This window comes from Flavivirga jejuensis (assembly GCF_030540765.1).
Taxonomy (GTDB): Bacteria; Bacteroidota; Bacteroidia; order Flavobacteriales; family Flavobacteriaceae; genus Flavivirga; species Flavivirga jejuensis.
This window is the reverse complement of sequence record NZ_JAUOEL010000003.1, coordinates 483,327-500,019: the sequence shown is the minus strand read 5'-3', so window position 1 is coordinate 500,019 and position 16,693 is coordinate 483,327. Positions and strand designations below refer to the sequence as shown.

The 16,693-nt window shown below is 34.3% G+C and carries 9 protein-coding genes; 7 read left to right on the top strand and 2 right to left on the bottom strand.

The features are described from left to right. The first annotated feature begins 15 nt into the window (after positions 1-15). Together Q4Q40_RS10710 and Q4Q40_RS10705 are read left to right on the top strand one after the other, a co-directional pair. The gene (locus tag Q4Q40_RS10710; RefSeq protein WP_303301788.1) at positions 16-1,902 is read left to right on the top strand and encodes an OmpA family protein; all 1,887 of its coding nucleotides are present in this window, start codon (positions 16-18) and stop codon (positions 1,900-1,902) included. A 210-nt stretch (positions 1,903-2,112) separates the two neighbouring features. Beyond that, on the top strand, positions 2,113-5,598 hold the full coding sequence (locus Q4Q40_RS10705; protein WP_303301787.1) for a T9SS type A sorting domain-containing protein: 3,486 nt from the start codon (positions 2,113-2,115) through the stop codon (positions 5,596-5,598). 79 nt (positions 5,599-5,677) lie between these two features. Here Q4Q40_RS10705 and Q4Q40_RS10700 read toward each other — a convergent pair whose 3' ends face one another. Next, a complete protein-coding gene (locus Q4Q40_RS10700) occupies positions 5,678-8,359 on the bottom strand; it encodes a TonB-dependent receptor (RefSeq protein WP_303301786.1) in 2,682 nt (893 codons plus the stop codon). A gap of 331 nt (positions 8,360-8,690) precedes the next feature. Between Q4Q40_RS10700 and ruvB the strand changes: the two genes are divergently transcribed. The 4 genes from ruvB (at position 8,691) to queG (ending at position 12,812) form a co-directional block, all read left to right on the top strand. Beyond that, positions 8,691-9,713 carry a Holliday junction branch migration DNA helicase RuvB gene (gene ruvB / locus Q4Q40_RS10695; RefSeq protein WP_303301785.1) on the top strand — a complete coding sequence of 341 codons (1,023 nt, stop codon included), beginning with the start codon at positions 8,691-8,693 and terminating at the stop codon, positions 9,711-9,713. Positions 9,714-9,767: 54 nt separating this feature from the next. Continuing rightward, a complete protein-coding gene (locus Q4Q40_RS10690; RefSeq protein ID WP_303301784.1) occupies positions 9,768-11,105 on the top strand; it encodes a cytochrome P450 in 1,338 nt (445 codons plus the stop codon). 217 nt (positions 11,106-11,322) lie between these two features. Further along, entirely contained in the window at positions 11,323-11,634 is a 312-nt protein-coding gene (locus Q4Q40_RS10685; protein ID WP_303301783.1) for a GIY-YIG nuclease family protein, read from the top strand. Between the two features lie 248 nt (positions 11,635-11,882). Then, complete coding sequence (queG, locus tag Q4Q40_RS10680) at positions 11,883-12,812, top strand: tRNA epoxyqueuosine(34) reductase QueG (RefSeq protein WP_303301782.1); 930 nt, start codon at positions 11,883-11,885, stop codon at positions 12,810-12,812. Between the two features lie 4 nt (positions 12,813-12,816). On the opposite strand, the gene Q4Q40_RS10675 is transcribed toward queG, so the two are convergent. After that, complete coding sequence (locus Q4Q40_RS10675) at positions 12,817-13,851, bottom strand: LacI family DNA-binding transcriptional regulator (protein WP_303301973.1); 1,035 nt, start codon at positions 13,849-13,851, stop codon at positions 12,817-12,819. 158 nt (positions 13,852-14,009) lie between these two features. Between Q4Q40_RS10675 and Q4Q40_RS10670 the strand changes: the two genes are divergently transcribed. Then, on the top strand, positions 14,010-16,640 hold the full coding sequence (locus tag Q4Q40_RS10670; RefSeq protein WP_303301781.1) for a TonB-dependent receptor: 2,631 nt from the start codon (positions 14,010-14,012) through the stop codon (positions 16,638-16,640). Positions 16,641-16,693 lie beyond the last annotated feature (53 nt).

The following is a 16,693-nucleotide window of genomic DNA, read 5'->3' as shown; positions in this document are numbered from 1 at the left end:
TATAAAGACTATAAAATGAAAAAACATATATACATATTTACGAGCCTTTTATTAGTTAGTGGGATAGCATTAGCGCAAAAAGGAAATTTAAAAAGAGCCAATAAGCTTTTCGAAATGAGAGCCTATGTTGAAGCGGCCGAAATTTATGAAAAGAAAGAACGCAGTCAGGAAGTACTACAAAATTTAGCAGATAGTTATTATTACAATGCTAATTTGCAAAAAGCCATAAAAACGTATCGTGAGTTATTTGTAGCCTACGGAGATTCTATAGACATCGAATTACATTTTAGATACGCACAAGCTTTAAAAGGTGTTAAAAATTATAAAGATGCCGATTTTCATTTAAGTAGATATTTCAATAAAACAATAAACACCCCTGCTTTTATAGATGGTTTGGAGAAAACAGCACCTCATACATTTAAACTAAAACAAATGGAGAGTGCTAAATCAGGTAGTGATTTTGGCTTATCATTCTATGGCGATAATAAAGTAGCCTTTACTTCTTCAAGAAATACTAAAAATCCATCGTACTCATGGAATAATTTACCATATTTAGATTTATATAATGCTACAATAACAGATAGTGGCACCTTGGAAAATGTGATGCCTTTTTCAAATGAAATAAATACAGGTTCTCACGAAAGTAACGCTACGTTTAGTAAAGATGGTAAAACCATGTACTTTAATAGAACCAGTAAAACTCGTACTAAAACAGGAGAAGAGCGCATAGCTCATATTAAAATTTTTAAAGCAGAGTTGGTAGATGGTAACTGGACGAATGTTACAGGATTACCATTCAATTCAGATACATACAGTTCTGAACATCCAGCTTTAAGTAAAGATGGAAAAACACTTTATTTTGCCAGCGATATGCCAGGAACCATTGGTAGTTTCGATATTTTTAAAGTCGTTATAAATGATGATGGTACTTATGGAACCCCAGAAAATTTAGGTGATAAAGTAAATACAAAACATCGCGAACAATTTCCTTATTTAAGTGACCTCGGCGTGTTATACTTTTCATCAGATGGTCATCTAGGATATGGTGGTTTAGATGTCTTTAGAAGCAACATCGTAAATGGTGATTTTGATCAACCTGTAAATTTAGGAGGTTCCATAAATAGTAACTTAGATGATTTCTCATATACAGTTAGGGAAAAAACCAATAAAGGATACGTGTCTTCAAACAAAAGTGGCTATGATAGGCTGTATGGCTTTGTAAGAGAAGAAAATATTTTAACCAAGTATTTAGTAGAAGGTATTGTACAAGATAAGAATAGTAACGAATTATTAACAGGTGCTTTAGTGACATTATTTGATGAAACAGGCACAGTAATTCAAGACTCTATTGTTGGAGAAAAAGCAGATTACCTGTTTAAGATAGAGCCCAATAAGAAATATAAAGTTCGTGGAACGCGAAAAGCATACATTCCACAAGATGTAGAATTCTCAACAGATAGTAAAGGTAAAATTAGCCATAATATCTATTTAGCTCTAGAATCGTATGTAGAAGCAGAAGAAACGGTTAAGGAAAACGAAAGAGGCGATGTTCAAATTCAATTAGATAAAATCTATTTCGATTTCGATAAATCCGAAGTTCGTGAAGATGCCGCAATAACTTTAAATGTACTTGTAGATTTACTAAACAAGTATACTGGCATGGAAGTTGAAGTGTCTGCACATACCGATGCGCGAGGACCAGATCAATACAACCTAAACTTATCTAAAAGCAGAGCAGCAGCTACTTTAGAATATTTGGTAAGCCAAGGCATCGATAGAAACCGATTAAAAAGTATTGGATACGGAGAAATGCAACCCCTTAATAAATGTATTAAAGAAGGAATCTGTGATGATAAAGAATACGATATTAACAGACGCTGTGAATTTACCATTATAAATTAACCAACCAACCATTTATAACTAGCCATAATTCTAACCAAATTATTTGCTAAAGCCTTTCCAGTCTGGAAAGGCTTTTTTTATCAAAAACATCGACTAAACGTAAAAAAAACACGATAAAATGTGAAATGTTAAAGCATTTATGATATATTAGCTTTCTGTAAGTATTATAATCTTAATACTACAAAACAACACTAACCAAATCAAAATACAATGAAAAAAATTACATGCATTCTAAATTTATTTCTTTTAACCTTTATTATTCCACAACTTCTCAATGCACAATGTACTCCTGATAATACAGATATATCACTACCTCAGGCAGGAGGACCGGGGCGATGGAGCCAGAGTTTTCAAGCTACATGTACTGGAACACTGGATGCACTCAGGATAGTTGCAGCAAACAACGTCTCAGGTATTACCGTAACCATTTATGAGGGAGATGGGTTCGCAGGCTCCAACTTAGGATTCTTAACTAACCAAAGCATTTCCCAAGCAACGGGAGGAGTGCCAGCATTATACACTGACTATTCCGAATTTGATTTTTCTGGAGAGGGTATTTTACTAACATCTGGACAGACGTATACATTTGATCTCTCGGCAGCTGAGGTGCATTATGATCAATCAAATTCACCAAGTTACAGTGGTGGGCAAATGTATTTTGCGGGTGATGCCTATTCAACATTAGATTTGTTATTCGAGATTGATATTACAGCATCCAATGCAGCTCCAGTAGTTACAGCCCCTTTAGCTCCCACTGTATCAGAAGATGACACCAACATAGCTTTAGACAACTCCATAGACATCACAGACTCAGATGGAGACAACCAAACAGTGACGTTTACCATAACAGGAGGTACGTTAACCACTGGAACAACAGGAATTACGTTTGGAGGTAGTGGAAACGGTTCTTCTAGTTTTACGGCTTCAGGTACTCTGTCGGCTATTAACACTGCATTAGATGCAGCCACCTTTACTCCCACACCAGGTCTAAGTGGCACCAATGCTGGAACCATACAATTTGTATCTAATGATGGAACAGACGACAGTAATACAGCTTCGGTCACTTTCGATATCACTGCCACTAGTAATATCACTATCGACGACCCATCAGTAACAGAAGGGAACGCTGGGACAACAGTTCTTACTTATACCGTAACATTATCACCTTCAAATGCAGGGACAGTAATCGTAGACTATGCCACAGCAAATGGGACAGCTACAGCGGGTAGTGATTATTTAGCTATAGCCACAACGACACTCACGTTTAATTCGGGACAAACCTCAAAAACATTTGATGTTACTGTGAATGGTGATGCGATGTTGGAAGCTAACGAAACGATTCTTGTAAACTTATCAAATATCACGGGTTCAAATGCAGTTATCACTGATTCGCAAGGAAGTGGAACAATTACCAATGACGATACAGCAGCAGTAACCATAGCCAATGTAAGTGGCAACGAAAATGATGGAGCCATTACGGTAACCGCAACATTGGATAATGCTGTGCAAGGTGGGTTTACAGTAGACGTAAGTACAGCAGATGGCACTGCGACCACAGCAGATAGTGATTATTCTGCGGTAACCAGTCAGACCCTAACCTTTACAGGAAATGCGAGTGAAAACCAGACCTTTACTGTGACGCCTACAGGAGATACTAAATTGGAAGCTAATGAAACTCTCATAGTTTCGCAATCAAACTTGGCATCAACAACATTAGCAGTAAATATTGCCGATGGAGCTACTGTAACCGTAGACAATGACGATACAGCAGCAGTAACCATAGCCAATGTAAGTGGCAACGAAAATGATGGAGCCATTACGGTAACTGCAACACTGGATAATGCTGTGCAAGGTGGGTTTACAGTAGACGTAAGTACAGCAGATGGCACTGCGACCACAGCAGATAGTGATTATTCTGCGGTAACCAGTCAGACTTTAACTTTTACAGGAAATGCGAGTGAAACCCAAACCTTTACTGTGACTCCTACAGGGGACACTAAATTGGAAGCTAATGAAAATCTCACAGTTTCTCAATCAAACTTGGCATCAACAACATTGGCAGTAAATATTGCCGATGGAGCTACTGTAACGGTAGAGAATGACGATGCAGCCGCAATAACCATAGCCAATGTAAGTGGCAACGAAAATGATGGAGCCATTACGGTAACTGCAACACTGGATAATGCTGTGCAAGGTGGGTTTACAGTAGACGTAAGTACAGCAGATGGCACTGCGACCACAGCAGATAGTGATTATTCTGCGGTAACCAGTCAGACTTTAACCTTTACAGGAAATGCGAGTGAAACCCAAACCTTTACTGTGACTCCCACAGGGGATACCAAACTGGAAGCTAATGAAACTCTCATAGTTTCGCAATCAAACTTGGCATCAACAACATTGGCAGTAAATATTGCCGATGGAGCTACTGTAACCGTAGACAATGACGATGCAGCCGCAGTAACCATAGCCAATGTAAGTGGCAACGAAAATGATGGAGCCATTACAGTAACTGCAACACTGGATAATGCTGTGCAAGGTGGGTTTACAGTAGACGTAAGTACAGCAGATGGCACTGCAACCACAGCAGATAGTGATTATTCTGCGGTAACCAGTCAGACCCTAACCTTTACAGGAAATGCCAGTGAAACCCAAACCTTTACTGTGACACCTACAGGGGATACCAAACTGGAAGCTAATGAAACCCTCACAGTTTCGCAATCAAACTTGGCATCAACAACATTGGCAGTAAATATTGCCGATGGAGCTACTGTAACGGTAGACAATGACGATACAGCCGCAGTAACCATAGCCAATGTAAGTGGCAACGAAAATGATGGAGCCATTACGGTAACTGCAACACTGGATAATGCTGTGCAAGGTGGGTTTACAGTAGACGTAAGTACAGCAGATGGCACTGCAACCACAGCAGATAGTGATTATTCTGCGGTAACCAGTCAGACTTTAACCTTTACAGGAAATGCGAGTGAAACTCAGACCTTTACAGTGACACCAACAGGAGACACTAAATTGGAGACCAATGAAACCATTACTGTTTCACAATCTAACTTGGCAGCTACAACATTGGGAGTAGATATCACTAATGGTGCAGTAGTAACCGTATTAAATGATGATTTTCAGGCTACAGTAACTACTAGTGATGCAAATTCAATAACATCAAATGCGGTTGATTTGGGAGGTGAGGTAACAGCAGAAGGGTCATCGTCGGTTACAGCACGAGGCATCGTATATGCGATTACCTCAGAAAATGCAAGCCCACAAATAGGAGGTGCAAATGTAATTACTGATGATAATGGTATAGGTTCAGGTGTTTTTAATGAAACTATTTCCAGCTTGGCAGCGAACACCCAATACTCTTATGTTGCTTATGCCACTAACACTCAAGGCACAAGTTATGGATCTGTGAAAACATTTTCAACTACAACATTAGGTATAGAAGAAGAGCCGTTAAAAGTTTCAGTAAATGTATATCCAAATCCAGTTAATAAGATATTACACATAAACACCAATAATATCAAGCTTGAGAAAGTAACATTATACAATATTTTAGGAAAAATGATAAAGCACATTGAAATCGAAAATAAAGAGATTGATTTTTCTAGTATGACTAATGGTATTTATTTATTAAAAATAGTTACTAGTGAAGGAACGCTAGTAAAGAGAATTATTAAGAAATAAGATTAAAGCTAAATTTAACATGATAACAAAAAAAGCCTTTCCAATTTGGAAAGGCTTTTTTACTTGTAAATAATAGTATTTAAAATGTATATCTTAATGTTAACTCGGCATTGCGAGATTCACCAGGTAACCCACCTAAAAACATAGCTTTTGAATAGTATCTTTCATCAAATAAGTTAGCTACATTTAAACGAACATTCCATTTTTCTAAATCAAAGCTTAAACCCGTATCCCAAACCACATAGCTATCAAGATAGGCATCTGGTAATCCAAAACCAGTACTATTTACAGTACGCTCACTTTCATAACGCATACCAAAATTAAATCTAACAGGCGTTTTCGATTTCCCTAATAAATGTTTGTATTCTCCCCAAAAACGAGCATATTTCTTTGGGACACCTTTAGTCTGTTCGGATGCTTCATCAGCACGAATACTAATGGCATCTTGGTAAGTAGCATTTGCATTCATAGACCAATGTTTGTCAAAAATAAATCTCAAATCAAATTCTAAACCTTCGGTTTTATCCTCATCATCATAAAAGTATTGAGGGACATCAACATTAAAATCAGGATCTCCAATATTATCATTATAGAGTTCGTTAGCATAACGCAAGTTTGTTCGTTTAGTTTCAAAGTAAACTAGAGAAGCTAATAGTTTTTCTTGAAAGGCTGTAAATCGTAAACCTAAATCAAATGATTTTGATTCTGAATCAGGGCGATCATCCTCACCTGTTACAGATCCTAGTATGCTATATGCTGTTCTACCTTTAGCATAATTCGCAAAAGCTGAAATACCATTAGTAATCATATAATTTAAACCTAAATTGTATGAAAAGCCAGAATCATCTGTATCAGCTTCTGGTGTGGCTATATTGTTATTAGCATCTGTGGCTTTCGATTCGTAGGTTTGTTTAATGGTACTATAAGCAGCACCAAACCTACCAGTAAGTGTTTTATTAAAGTAAAGAACTTCTTGGAAACTAACACCATAACTTTGTATCGCTTTATCATAGTTAGTTCGTAAACTTGGATCGTAATCCCAAAAACTACCAGGTGGCCAATTAGGATCTCTAATATCAAGAATATAAGGTACAGGTGTATTATCACCAGTTGTTCCATCGGCATCCCAAATAGACCAGGACATTAATTCTGCAGCACGTTTTTCGTAATTAAAGCTTAGCAAATGTTCTCCTTTAAATTTATTTGATTCCCATACATTTTGTAAATCTGCAAAGTATTGAATAGCCTTTTCTTTAGCTTCTTGATGACGGTATTCTTGGCGACGCGCAGCAAAGGGATAAATAACATCATCTATAACTAAAGGTGCTCTTGCACCAGCATTAATTTCACCATTTCTATTCCAGTATATGTAGTTAAATCCACCAGTTTGACGTGTAAATTCAGATTCGTAAGTACGGTACTGAAGTTGTTGAGTAAAGTTCGTGTTATTAGATAAAGTCCAATTGTGGCGTAATTTTACACGAAACTCTTCCCCCTGATTTGGTTCAGACAATGGAGAAATTAAATTGCCGCTACCAAGGTTGTAAGGTAATAACCCATCTGTATCTGTAATTGAATTTGCTAATATTTGACGCTGTTCATCTGTTAATTGTACACCAAAAATACCATCGTTATCTGCATCAAAATCATTTACTAAATTTTCCCAAACATAACCAGCATCAGGATCAATAAGGCTGGCTTCGTTTAATATTCTAACGGGATCTCCAATAGCATCGATTTGATTTTCATCATCAATATAAGCAGCAGATAATAAAAATTCACTTTTATTGGAAAAATTATGTCGTAACGAGGCATATAGTTCATCACGAGCACTGCTTAAGTCTCTATAACCGTTTTCTGCTTCTGTTGCAGCTACAATACGATAGCTTGTTTTATTGTTAATGGGACCTGTTACATCTAGCATGCCTCTATAATGATTCCATTTTCCATATTGAAATTCTAAATTAGTTTGTTGAATATCTAAAGGTTTTTTTTCAACCATATTTATAAGACCACCAGCAGAGCCAATACCATATAGTCCTGTGGCAGGTCCTTTTAAAATTTCCATTCCAGAAATATTTGTTAAGGATCGTACAGGATTGTAATTATTACCTAAACCCCCACCAGCATACATCCCATCGTATGCGTAGTTAGCTCCTAATCCACGGATAATTAAATTATCACCAATTCCATAGTTGTTACCAGCTTGAGTAAGTCCGCTAACATTTCGAATAGCTTCTTGTATTGTTGTGTTTGCTTGTTGATCGAGAAGCATTTTATCAACAACAACAACAGCAGCAGGAGTTTGTAAAAGACTCATGTTTGATTTGGTGGCTGTTCTAGCTTTTAATACAATTTGTTCTTTTTTATTAGTTCCTTGAAGAACTACTTGATCCAAATCTTCTGAGGTTTCTTTTAATTTAAAATCAATTTCTAAGATGTTTTTAGAATTTACAAAAACATTCTTTTCAATATTATTATACCCTAATGCAGATATTAATAATGTATAATTACCTTCTGGAGCATAAAAACTAAAAAAACCATTTTTATTTGATGATGTTCCATAGTTCGTGTCTTTAAAAACAATTGAAACGTCTGATATTGGTGAACCGTTTTGAGTTGTAATTTTTCCTTGTATTTCTCCTTTTACTATGTTACCAGCTTGCTGAGCTTTTGTGTATTGATGCTGAATGAAGATTAAAAAAAATAAGGCTAGTTTTAATATACTTGTAGCATATATTTTTAGTGTTAAAAATTTCATGTTTTGTTTTGATGTTGCTTTAATTATTATTGTTAGAGGATATTACACCAGTATGTCGTTTGGAGACGGCATGCTGGTTTTTTTAGATTATTATATTAATTCTATTTCATTTTTATCGTTTTAATTAAAAATTTTCGGCAAATATAAATCATTATTGTTATTTAGATTAAATAAAAATAACAAATTTTAAATATTATATTTATTCATAAAATGAAGTCATTAATTTGTATTTAATAGAAATGTTTAATGGGGTTTTGGTAGTTTATATTTGTTTATATTTGCTTGTATTAAACATGCTTAAGTATCTTTATTGTTTAAGAAACCTTACTTGATGAACGAAAACCTAGATCCATCCAACGAAAATTTCTCACCAGAGGAATTAGATGTAGAGAAAAAATTAAGACCACTATCATTTAATGATTTTACAGGTCAGGATCAAGTATTGGAAAATCTTCAAATTTTTGTTCAAGCAGCGAATTTAAGAACAGAAGCTTTAGATCATACCTTATTTCATGGCCCTCCAGGTCTGGGAAAGACAACTTTAGCACATATATTAGCCAACGAATTAAATGTAGGTATAAAAATAACATCAGGACCCGTTTTAGATAAACCAGGAGATTTAGCAGGTTTATTAACTAATTTAGATGAACGTGATGTCTTATTTATAGATGAAATTCATCGATTGAGTCCCATAGTAGAAGAGTATTTATATTCAGCTATGGAAGACTATAGGATTGATATTATGATTGAGTCTGGTCCTAATGCACGTTCTGTACAAATCAATTTAAACCCGTTTACATTAGTTGGAGCAACTACGCGCTCAGGATTATTAACCGCACCAATGCGTGCACGTTTTGGTATACAAAGCAGATTACAATATTATAAAACAGACTTACTAACAACCATTATACAGCGAAGTGCCAGTATTTTAAATATGCCAATATCTATGGAAGCAGCTATAGAAATAGCAGGACGAAGTAGAGGGACACCAAGAATAGCAAATGCTTTATTGCGTCGTGTTCGGGATTTTGCTCAAATAAAAGGCAATGGAACTATCGAGATTAAAATTACAAAGTTTGCATTAGAAGCTTTAAATGTAGATGCACATGGGTTGGATGAAATGGATAACAAAATCCTATTAACCATTATAGATAAATTTAAAGGAGGACCAGTTGGTCTCACAACGATTGCTACAGCTGTTAGTGAAAGTCCAGAAACCATAGAAGAAGTTTATGAGCCCTTTTTAATACAACAAGGGTTTATTATGCGTACACCACGTGGACGAGAAGTTACAGAAGAAGCTTATAAACATTTAGGAAGAGTAAAAGGACATACTCAAGGTGGGTTGTTTTGACGCTTGCCTTGCGTCATTCTGAATATATTTTCAGAATCTTATTAAGTTTAACTTATGGATACATATAAATACCCCAATAGAGTTCCTTTTTATAAATTCTTAATACAATCATCTACCATAGCAAAAAATCCTATTCCATTTCATAATAAATGGTTTAATGAGGTGGGAGATACCTTTGCAATCAAATCCCCTTTTTATGGGCATATAGTTTTAACGCGCGATGCTGCTATTACGAAGCACATGCTTCAAAAAAACCATAAAGTGTACCACAAATCAAAAATTCAAACCACTTATTTGTCAAAATATGTTGGTTATGGTTTATTAACCTCAAGTGGCGATTATTGGTTAAAACAACGGCGGCTAATACAACCAGCATTCCATAAAGAGAAAATTCAAAACCTTGTTGAAATTATTGATAAGGCTATTAACGAACAAGTAAAGAATATTAATACAGAGGGGGTTATAGCATTATATCCAATAATGAATGAGCTGGCGTTCGAAGTCGTTGCTAAATCATTATTTAATTTCTCGGCAGAAAAAGAAACCCTAAAAAGATTGCAGTTTATCATTGAAAAACTGCAATTGTTTATTGTTAAAGAGCTAAGAATGCCATATAAAAAATTATGGTACACACTAACAGGCGCGATTAAATACCATATGAAACTGGTAAAAGAAAGCCGAGATATTATTAATACAATTATTGATCAAAGAAGAGAATCGGATAATGAGCATGACGATCTTCTAGACATGTTATTATCTGCAAAGTATGAAGATGGAACAAGTATGACTAATGATCAATTAATTGATGAGATCTTAATTTTGTTTGTAGCAGGTCATGAAACAACAGCGAATGCATTAACTTTTACCTTAAAATTGTTGGCTCAAAATAAAGAAGCACTAACAAAAGTTGAAACTGAGATAAATAAAACAAATACAGAAAAATTAACACCTTTACAGAAGCTTCCCAAACTTAATTATACGAAGTGCTGTATTGAGGAAAGTCTGCGTTTATACCCTCCCGCCTGGATAACAGATAGAGTAAATATTGAAGATGATAAGATAGACGACTATGTGTTAAAAAAAGGAACCATTATAGGCGCATCTATTTATGAAATACATAGAAACGAGAACTATTGGAATAATCCCGAATCATTTAAACCATCTCGTTTTTTTGAGGAAAACAGAAAAGACATCATGCCTTATTACATGCCCTTTGGTGCAGGGCCAAGATTATGTATAGGCAATAACTTCGCTATGTACGAAATGATTTTGGCGGTGGATGCCATATTGCAAAAGTTCCATATATCTACAGATAATGATATCATAAAAGTAAATCCTTTAATAACCCTAAAACCTGTTGATGTTACATTGAAATTTGCTTTAAAAACTTAATTGTCGGGCAGAGTGTTTTGGTTATATTCAACATAAACAAAAGTTGAATCCTGATTGTAATATAAAATTAAGTTAAATTGCACTTCGACTGCGCTCAGTGTGACAATTAGATGAAAATTAACAGTAAAGGTTAATTACAAACTCTAACCTTGTCGAGTCTTTAATGAAGTATTAATGGTAATGTCAGAGTGCAGTCGAAGCCCATAAAAAATTAAACATGTATTTATATTATGTCTATATAATAAAATGTTCAGATGATTCCTATTATACAGGAATAACGAATAATATAGAAAAACGTTTCAAAGAGCATGAATTAGGATATAAAAAAGGCTCATATACATATAAAAGAAGACCATTAATATTAGAGTTTTATCAAGAATTCAATAATGTCTTACAAGCAATTTATTTTGAAAAGAAAATTAAGGGATGGACGAGACTAAAAAAGCAAGCGTTAATAAATGGAAATTTTGATATGCTTCAAATACTATCAGAATGTCGAAATGCCACACATTATAGATATAAAGATTAAGTTTACGAATGTTAAATTTTTATCGATTTTGTCAGGCTGAGCGCAGTCAAAACCCTATAGATATTAATACATAAATAAGCACTTTGACTGGACTCAGTGCGACATCAGAGAATTCATTTATATTTACACCATCAAAAAAACACCTAAGATATTAACAAGTTATAGGTTTGTCGAATTGTTGTTAAAACTAAAATATTTTTACTGCTGCCAGGCTGAACGCAGTCGAAGCCCTAATATGGTTGATATTTATGATAGATAATAAAATTAAATATACGCAACTCATAAAAACCGAAGCAAAACGTCTCGGGTTTTTATCTTGTGGTATCAGTAAGGCGCATTTTTTAGAAGAAGAAGCACCACGATTAGAAAACTGGTTAAACAAGAATATGAATGGCCAAATGCAGTACATGGAAAACCATTTTGATAAACGTTTAGACCCAACAAAATTAATAGAAGGCTCCAAAAGCGTTGTTTCGTTATTATTGAATTATTATCCATCAGAATCTCAACAAGATAAAACCGCTCCAAAAATTAGTAAATATGCTTATGGAACCGATTATCACTTTATAATAAAAGATAAACTTAAATTACTTTTAAATTTTCTTCAAGAAGAAATTGGAGACGTCCATGGACGTGCTTTTGTAGATTCAGCTCCCGTTTTAGATAAGGCTTGGGCAGCCAAAAGCGGATTGGGTTGGATTGGAAAACATAGTAATTTACTAACCCAACAAGTAGGTTCCTTTTATTTTATTGCAGAACTTATTATAGACTTAGATTTAGAGTACGATTTACCAACAACAGATCATTGTGGTACCTGTACCGCTTGTATTGATGCCTGCCCAACAGAAGCCATTACAGAACCTTATGTAGTAGACGGCAGTAAATGTATTTCATACTTTACAATCGAATTAAAAGAAAACATTCCAACAGAATTTAAAGGGAAATTTGATGATTGGATGTTTGGTTGCGATGTATGCCAAGATGTTTGCCCGTGGAATCGATTCTCAAAACCACATAAAGAACCTCTTTTTAACCCGCATCCAGAATTGTTATCCATGACCAAAAAAGATTGGGAAGAGATCACCGAGGATACATTTAAGGAAGTGTTTCGAAAATCTGCAGTTAAACGCACAAAATTTGCTGGACTTCAACGAAATATTAAGTTTTTAAAAGACTAAATAATTAGGTGGATTCTCTAACAATAAGACTAGTTTTCATTTCAATAGTTTCATATGAGATATCAACATTTTTAGTTTTTATTTCTTTATATAAAAGCTTAAACGCTGTTTTCCCCATTTTATAACCAGGCTGATCAATAGTCGTTAGAGTTGGTGTGATTACAGAAGACATAAACCAATTACTAAATCCAATTATTGCAATGTCTTTAGGTATTTTTATGCCATGATCATTAAAGTATTTTAGCGCACCAATAGCCACCATATCGGTAATAGCAAAAAGAGCATCTACATTTTTACCATGCATATCAATTAGCTTTTTTGCAGAAGCATGACCATCATTAAAATCGTCATTATTATTGCAGATATAAACCAATGAAGAATCAAACTCAATATTATTGTTTAATAATGCTTTTTTATATCCTAAAAATCGATCTATAGAAACTTGCGGATTTAAATCACCTCTAAAATGAGCAATACGCTTATATCCTTTTTTTATCAAATACTCAACAGCATCATAAGCTGCTTTTTGATCATTTATAACAACTTTAGAACAATCTGTAATTTTAGAAATCTTATCAAATAAAACTAACGGGATATCATGATTTTTTATTTTTTCTAAATGGTCAAAGTTTTGCGTTTTATTAGAAAGAGAAATCATAATACCATCAACACCTTTGCTAATGAGTAAATCCACAGATTTAATTTCTTGCTCAGCATCTTCCTCAGATTGCAATAAAATAACCATATAGTCCCTCTTTTTAGCAGTCTTAATGATTCCTTTTATTACAGTTGCAAAAAAATGATGTACCGTGGTAGGGACAATAACACCAATGGTTTTGGTTTGCTGCGTTCTTAAGTTTACAGCAGAAGCATTAGGAATATAATTTAACTTTTTAGCTAATTCCTTTACCTGTTTTTTTGTTTTTTTACTTACATCAGAATAACCCTTAAGAGCTTTAGAAACGGTAGTTACAGAAATATTCAACTCTTCTGCAATTTGTTTTAAAGTGATAGTTTTCATGTTACGAATGTAATAAATCACTAAATTATGAATAATTATTTAGTAATTGTAAGTGATGTAGTAAAGCTTTCGAAAACGTTTTCGGTAAAATCGAAAACGTTTTCGATAAAGATTTGAATTGTTAAAATATATAGAAAACTACATTTGAGTAACTTAAACTAAAAAATAATTAAACTATGTTACAACAAATTACAACCTTAAAAAAGCTTTGTTTTGCAATGCTAACTTTAGTGTCAAGTTTAGCATTAGCTCAAAATGGAAGCGTTGAAGGAGCTATAACAGGCACCAATGGTAGCCCATTGCCAGGTGTAAATGTATTAATTCAAAATACAAGTAAAGGAGCCGTTACAGATTTTGATGGAAATTATATAATAAATAATGTAGAAGATGGAAGTTATACACTAATAGTTTCCTATATAGGTTTTAAAACTCAAGAGCTTTCTTTTACAGTAAGTAGTAGCAGTGTACAAGTAGATGTAGTACTTCAAGAAGATTTAATGTCATTAAGTGAAGTTGTTGTAACAGGCTCAGGTAATCCAAGAAAGAAAATGGAATCCAGTGTTGCCATTACAACTATGGGTTCTAAGCAAATAGAAGAACAAGCACCACAAAGTACTGCAGACTTATTACAATCTATACCAGGATTTTTGGTTGAAACATCAGGTGGTGAAACAGGAAACAACCTATTCGCAAGAGGTATTCCTACAGCAGGAGCCTATGAGTATGTTCAATTTCAAGAAGATGGTATGCCAGTGTTTGAAGATGGTGCATTACAATTTGCTAATATCGATAACTTTCAAAGAACAGACCTTACTGTTAAAAGATTAGAAGCAGTAAAAGGTGGCACAGCCTCAATATATGCTTCGGGTGCTCCAGGAGGTATTATTAACTTTATTTCGAATACAGGTCAGAACGAATTTAAAGGCATTACAAAACTAACAGTAGGAGATTACGGTTTATTTAGAACCGATTTTAACCTTGGTGGAGCCATTGTAGAAGATAAATTATTTTATAATGTTGGTGGATTTTATAGAGTAGATGATGGAATTCGAGATCCAGGATACAAAGCAAATAAGGGTGGACAAGTTAAGTTTAATATGACTTATAAGTTTGATAAAGGCTATGCCAGAGTGCATTTTAAAAGTTTGGATGACAGAACCATTTTCTATCAATCAACACCTTTTGTAAAAGATGGTGATGAAGTGAAAGAATATTCAGGATTTGATGCCAACTATGGAACATTTGCAAATCGCGAAATGACTAAAATTAATGTACCACAAGGGGGTGGTGGATTCTTTAAAGCAGATTTAGAAGATGGAATACACCCAAGAACAAATGCTATAGGAGGTGAATTTAAATACAAACTTTCAGATATTGTTTCGGTAAAAAACAGCTTCAAGAATACAGATATCAATTTAGATTACAATGCCATTTTTGCTGCTGCATGGATGGGAGGTGTTACCAGTCAAGCAGATTACGCCGCAGATTTAGGGATTGCAAGTGGAGATGCTGTTTTTACATACAATAATGGAGGAGCAGCACTAGGATCTAATATTAATTTAAAAAGAGCAGACTTTTGGAATATTAGAAAGCAGATGAACAACTTTGCTAATAATTTATCATTCAATTTCAACTGGGATAAGGTTAACTTAAATGTAGGGTATTATTATTCTAACTGGAAATCAAATCAAAACTGGAACTGGAGTAGTTTCTTAACAAGTGTTGAAGATGAAGGACGATTAGTAAATCTAGTGGATTCTAATACAGGAACTGAATACACATACAATGGTATCTCTGGTATTTCATGGTTACAAAGAGAATCTCAAATAAAAGGAACATTAAATGCCATTTTTGTAGACGCTGAGATTGAAGCTAGTGAAGATTTAACTTTAAATTTTGGTTTTAGATATGATGATGATAAATATTCTGGTGCAGGAGACCACGGAACTTGGGGTAACGATATTGGCGTATTACCAAATAATACAGCAGACGATGGTGTAAATATCTTAAGAGGAGATTATGTTTATTGGGACTATGATGTAAGCGAAATATCTTATACAGGTGCTGCAAACTATAAGTTTAATGATAATATGGCATCTTATGTAAGATACAGTAGAGGGTTTAGATCTCCTATTGAAGAAGCCTTTTATATTGCTGTTGAAAGTGGTGAAGGAAACCAAAATCAAGCATTTCAAGATTTAGAACCAACCAAAGTAAATCAAACAGAGCTTGGATTTAAATATTCTTCGAAAAAATTAGCATTATTTGCAAACTTATTTCATATGAAATTAGACAACATAACTTACCAGGATATAGGAGCAGGAGGTGTGTCTGAAAGAAAGTTTGCAAACGTAAAGAATATAGGTTTAGAACTTGAAGCTATTGTAAAATTAGGAAAATTTAATGCCACATTAAATGGAACACTTCAAAATCCTGAGTACGATGGTTATGAAGGAACTCAAGAAGCCTTAAATGGAAATTTAGCAAGAAGAATTTCAAAGTTTTACTATAACATACGACCAGATTATAACATTACAGATAATTTCAATGTATACGCTAAGTACTCATATTTTGGCAAAAAGTATCATGATATTGAAAACACGTTTGAATTACCAGGATTTGGCGTTGTAAATGCAGGGGCATCATATAAAATAAACAACTTAAGGTTCGGCTTAGATGCATCAAACTTATTAAATACGATCGGACTTACCGAAGGAGATGGAGCTGCACCAGCAGATGGAGAGGTGTTTTTAGGACGATCGATTCTAGGAAGAGCAATAAGATTATCAGTAGCAATTAATTTTTAATAAAGAGAGTGATTAAATTTGTTTTTATATGTGATTGATAAAAAATGCTGTTT

Coding starts and splice junctions, on each gene's coding strand:
- Q4Q40_RS10705 (WP_303301787.1), top strand. CDS start 2,113: ATGAAAAAAATTACATGCATTCTAAATTTATTTCTTTTAACCTTTATT.
- Q4Q40_RS10710 (WP_303301788.1), top strand. CDS start 16: ATGAAAAAACATATATACATATTTACGAGCCTTTTATTAGTTAGTGGG.
- Q4Q40_RS10670 (WP_303301781.1), top strand. CDS start 14,010: ATGTTACAACAAATTACAACCTTAAAAAAGCTTTGTTTTGCAATGCTA.
- Q4Q40_RS10685 (WP_303301783.1), top strand. CDS start 11,323: ATGTATTTATATTATGTCTATATAATAAAATGTTCAGATGATTCCTAT.
- ruvB (WP_303301785.1), top strand. CDS start 8,691: ATGAACGAAAACCTAGATCCATCCAACGAAAATTTCTCACCAGAGGAA.
- Q4Q40_RS10700 (WP_303301786.1), bottom strand. CDS start 8,359: ATGAAATTTTTAACACTAAAAATATATGCTACAAGTATATTAAAACTA.
- queG (WP_303301782.1), top strand. CDS start 11,883: ATGATAGATAATAAAATTAAATATACGCAACTCATAAAAACCGAAGCA.
- Q4Q40_RS10690 (WP_303301784.1), top strand. CDS start 9,768: ATGGATACATATAAATACCCCAATAGAGTTCCTTTTTATAAATTCTTA.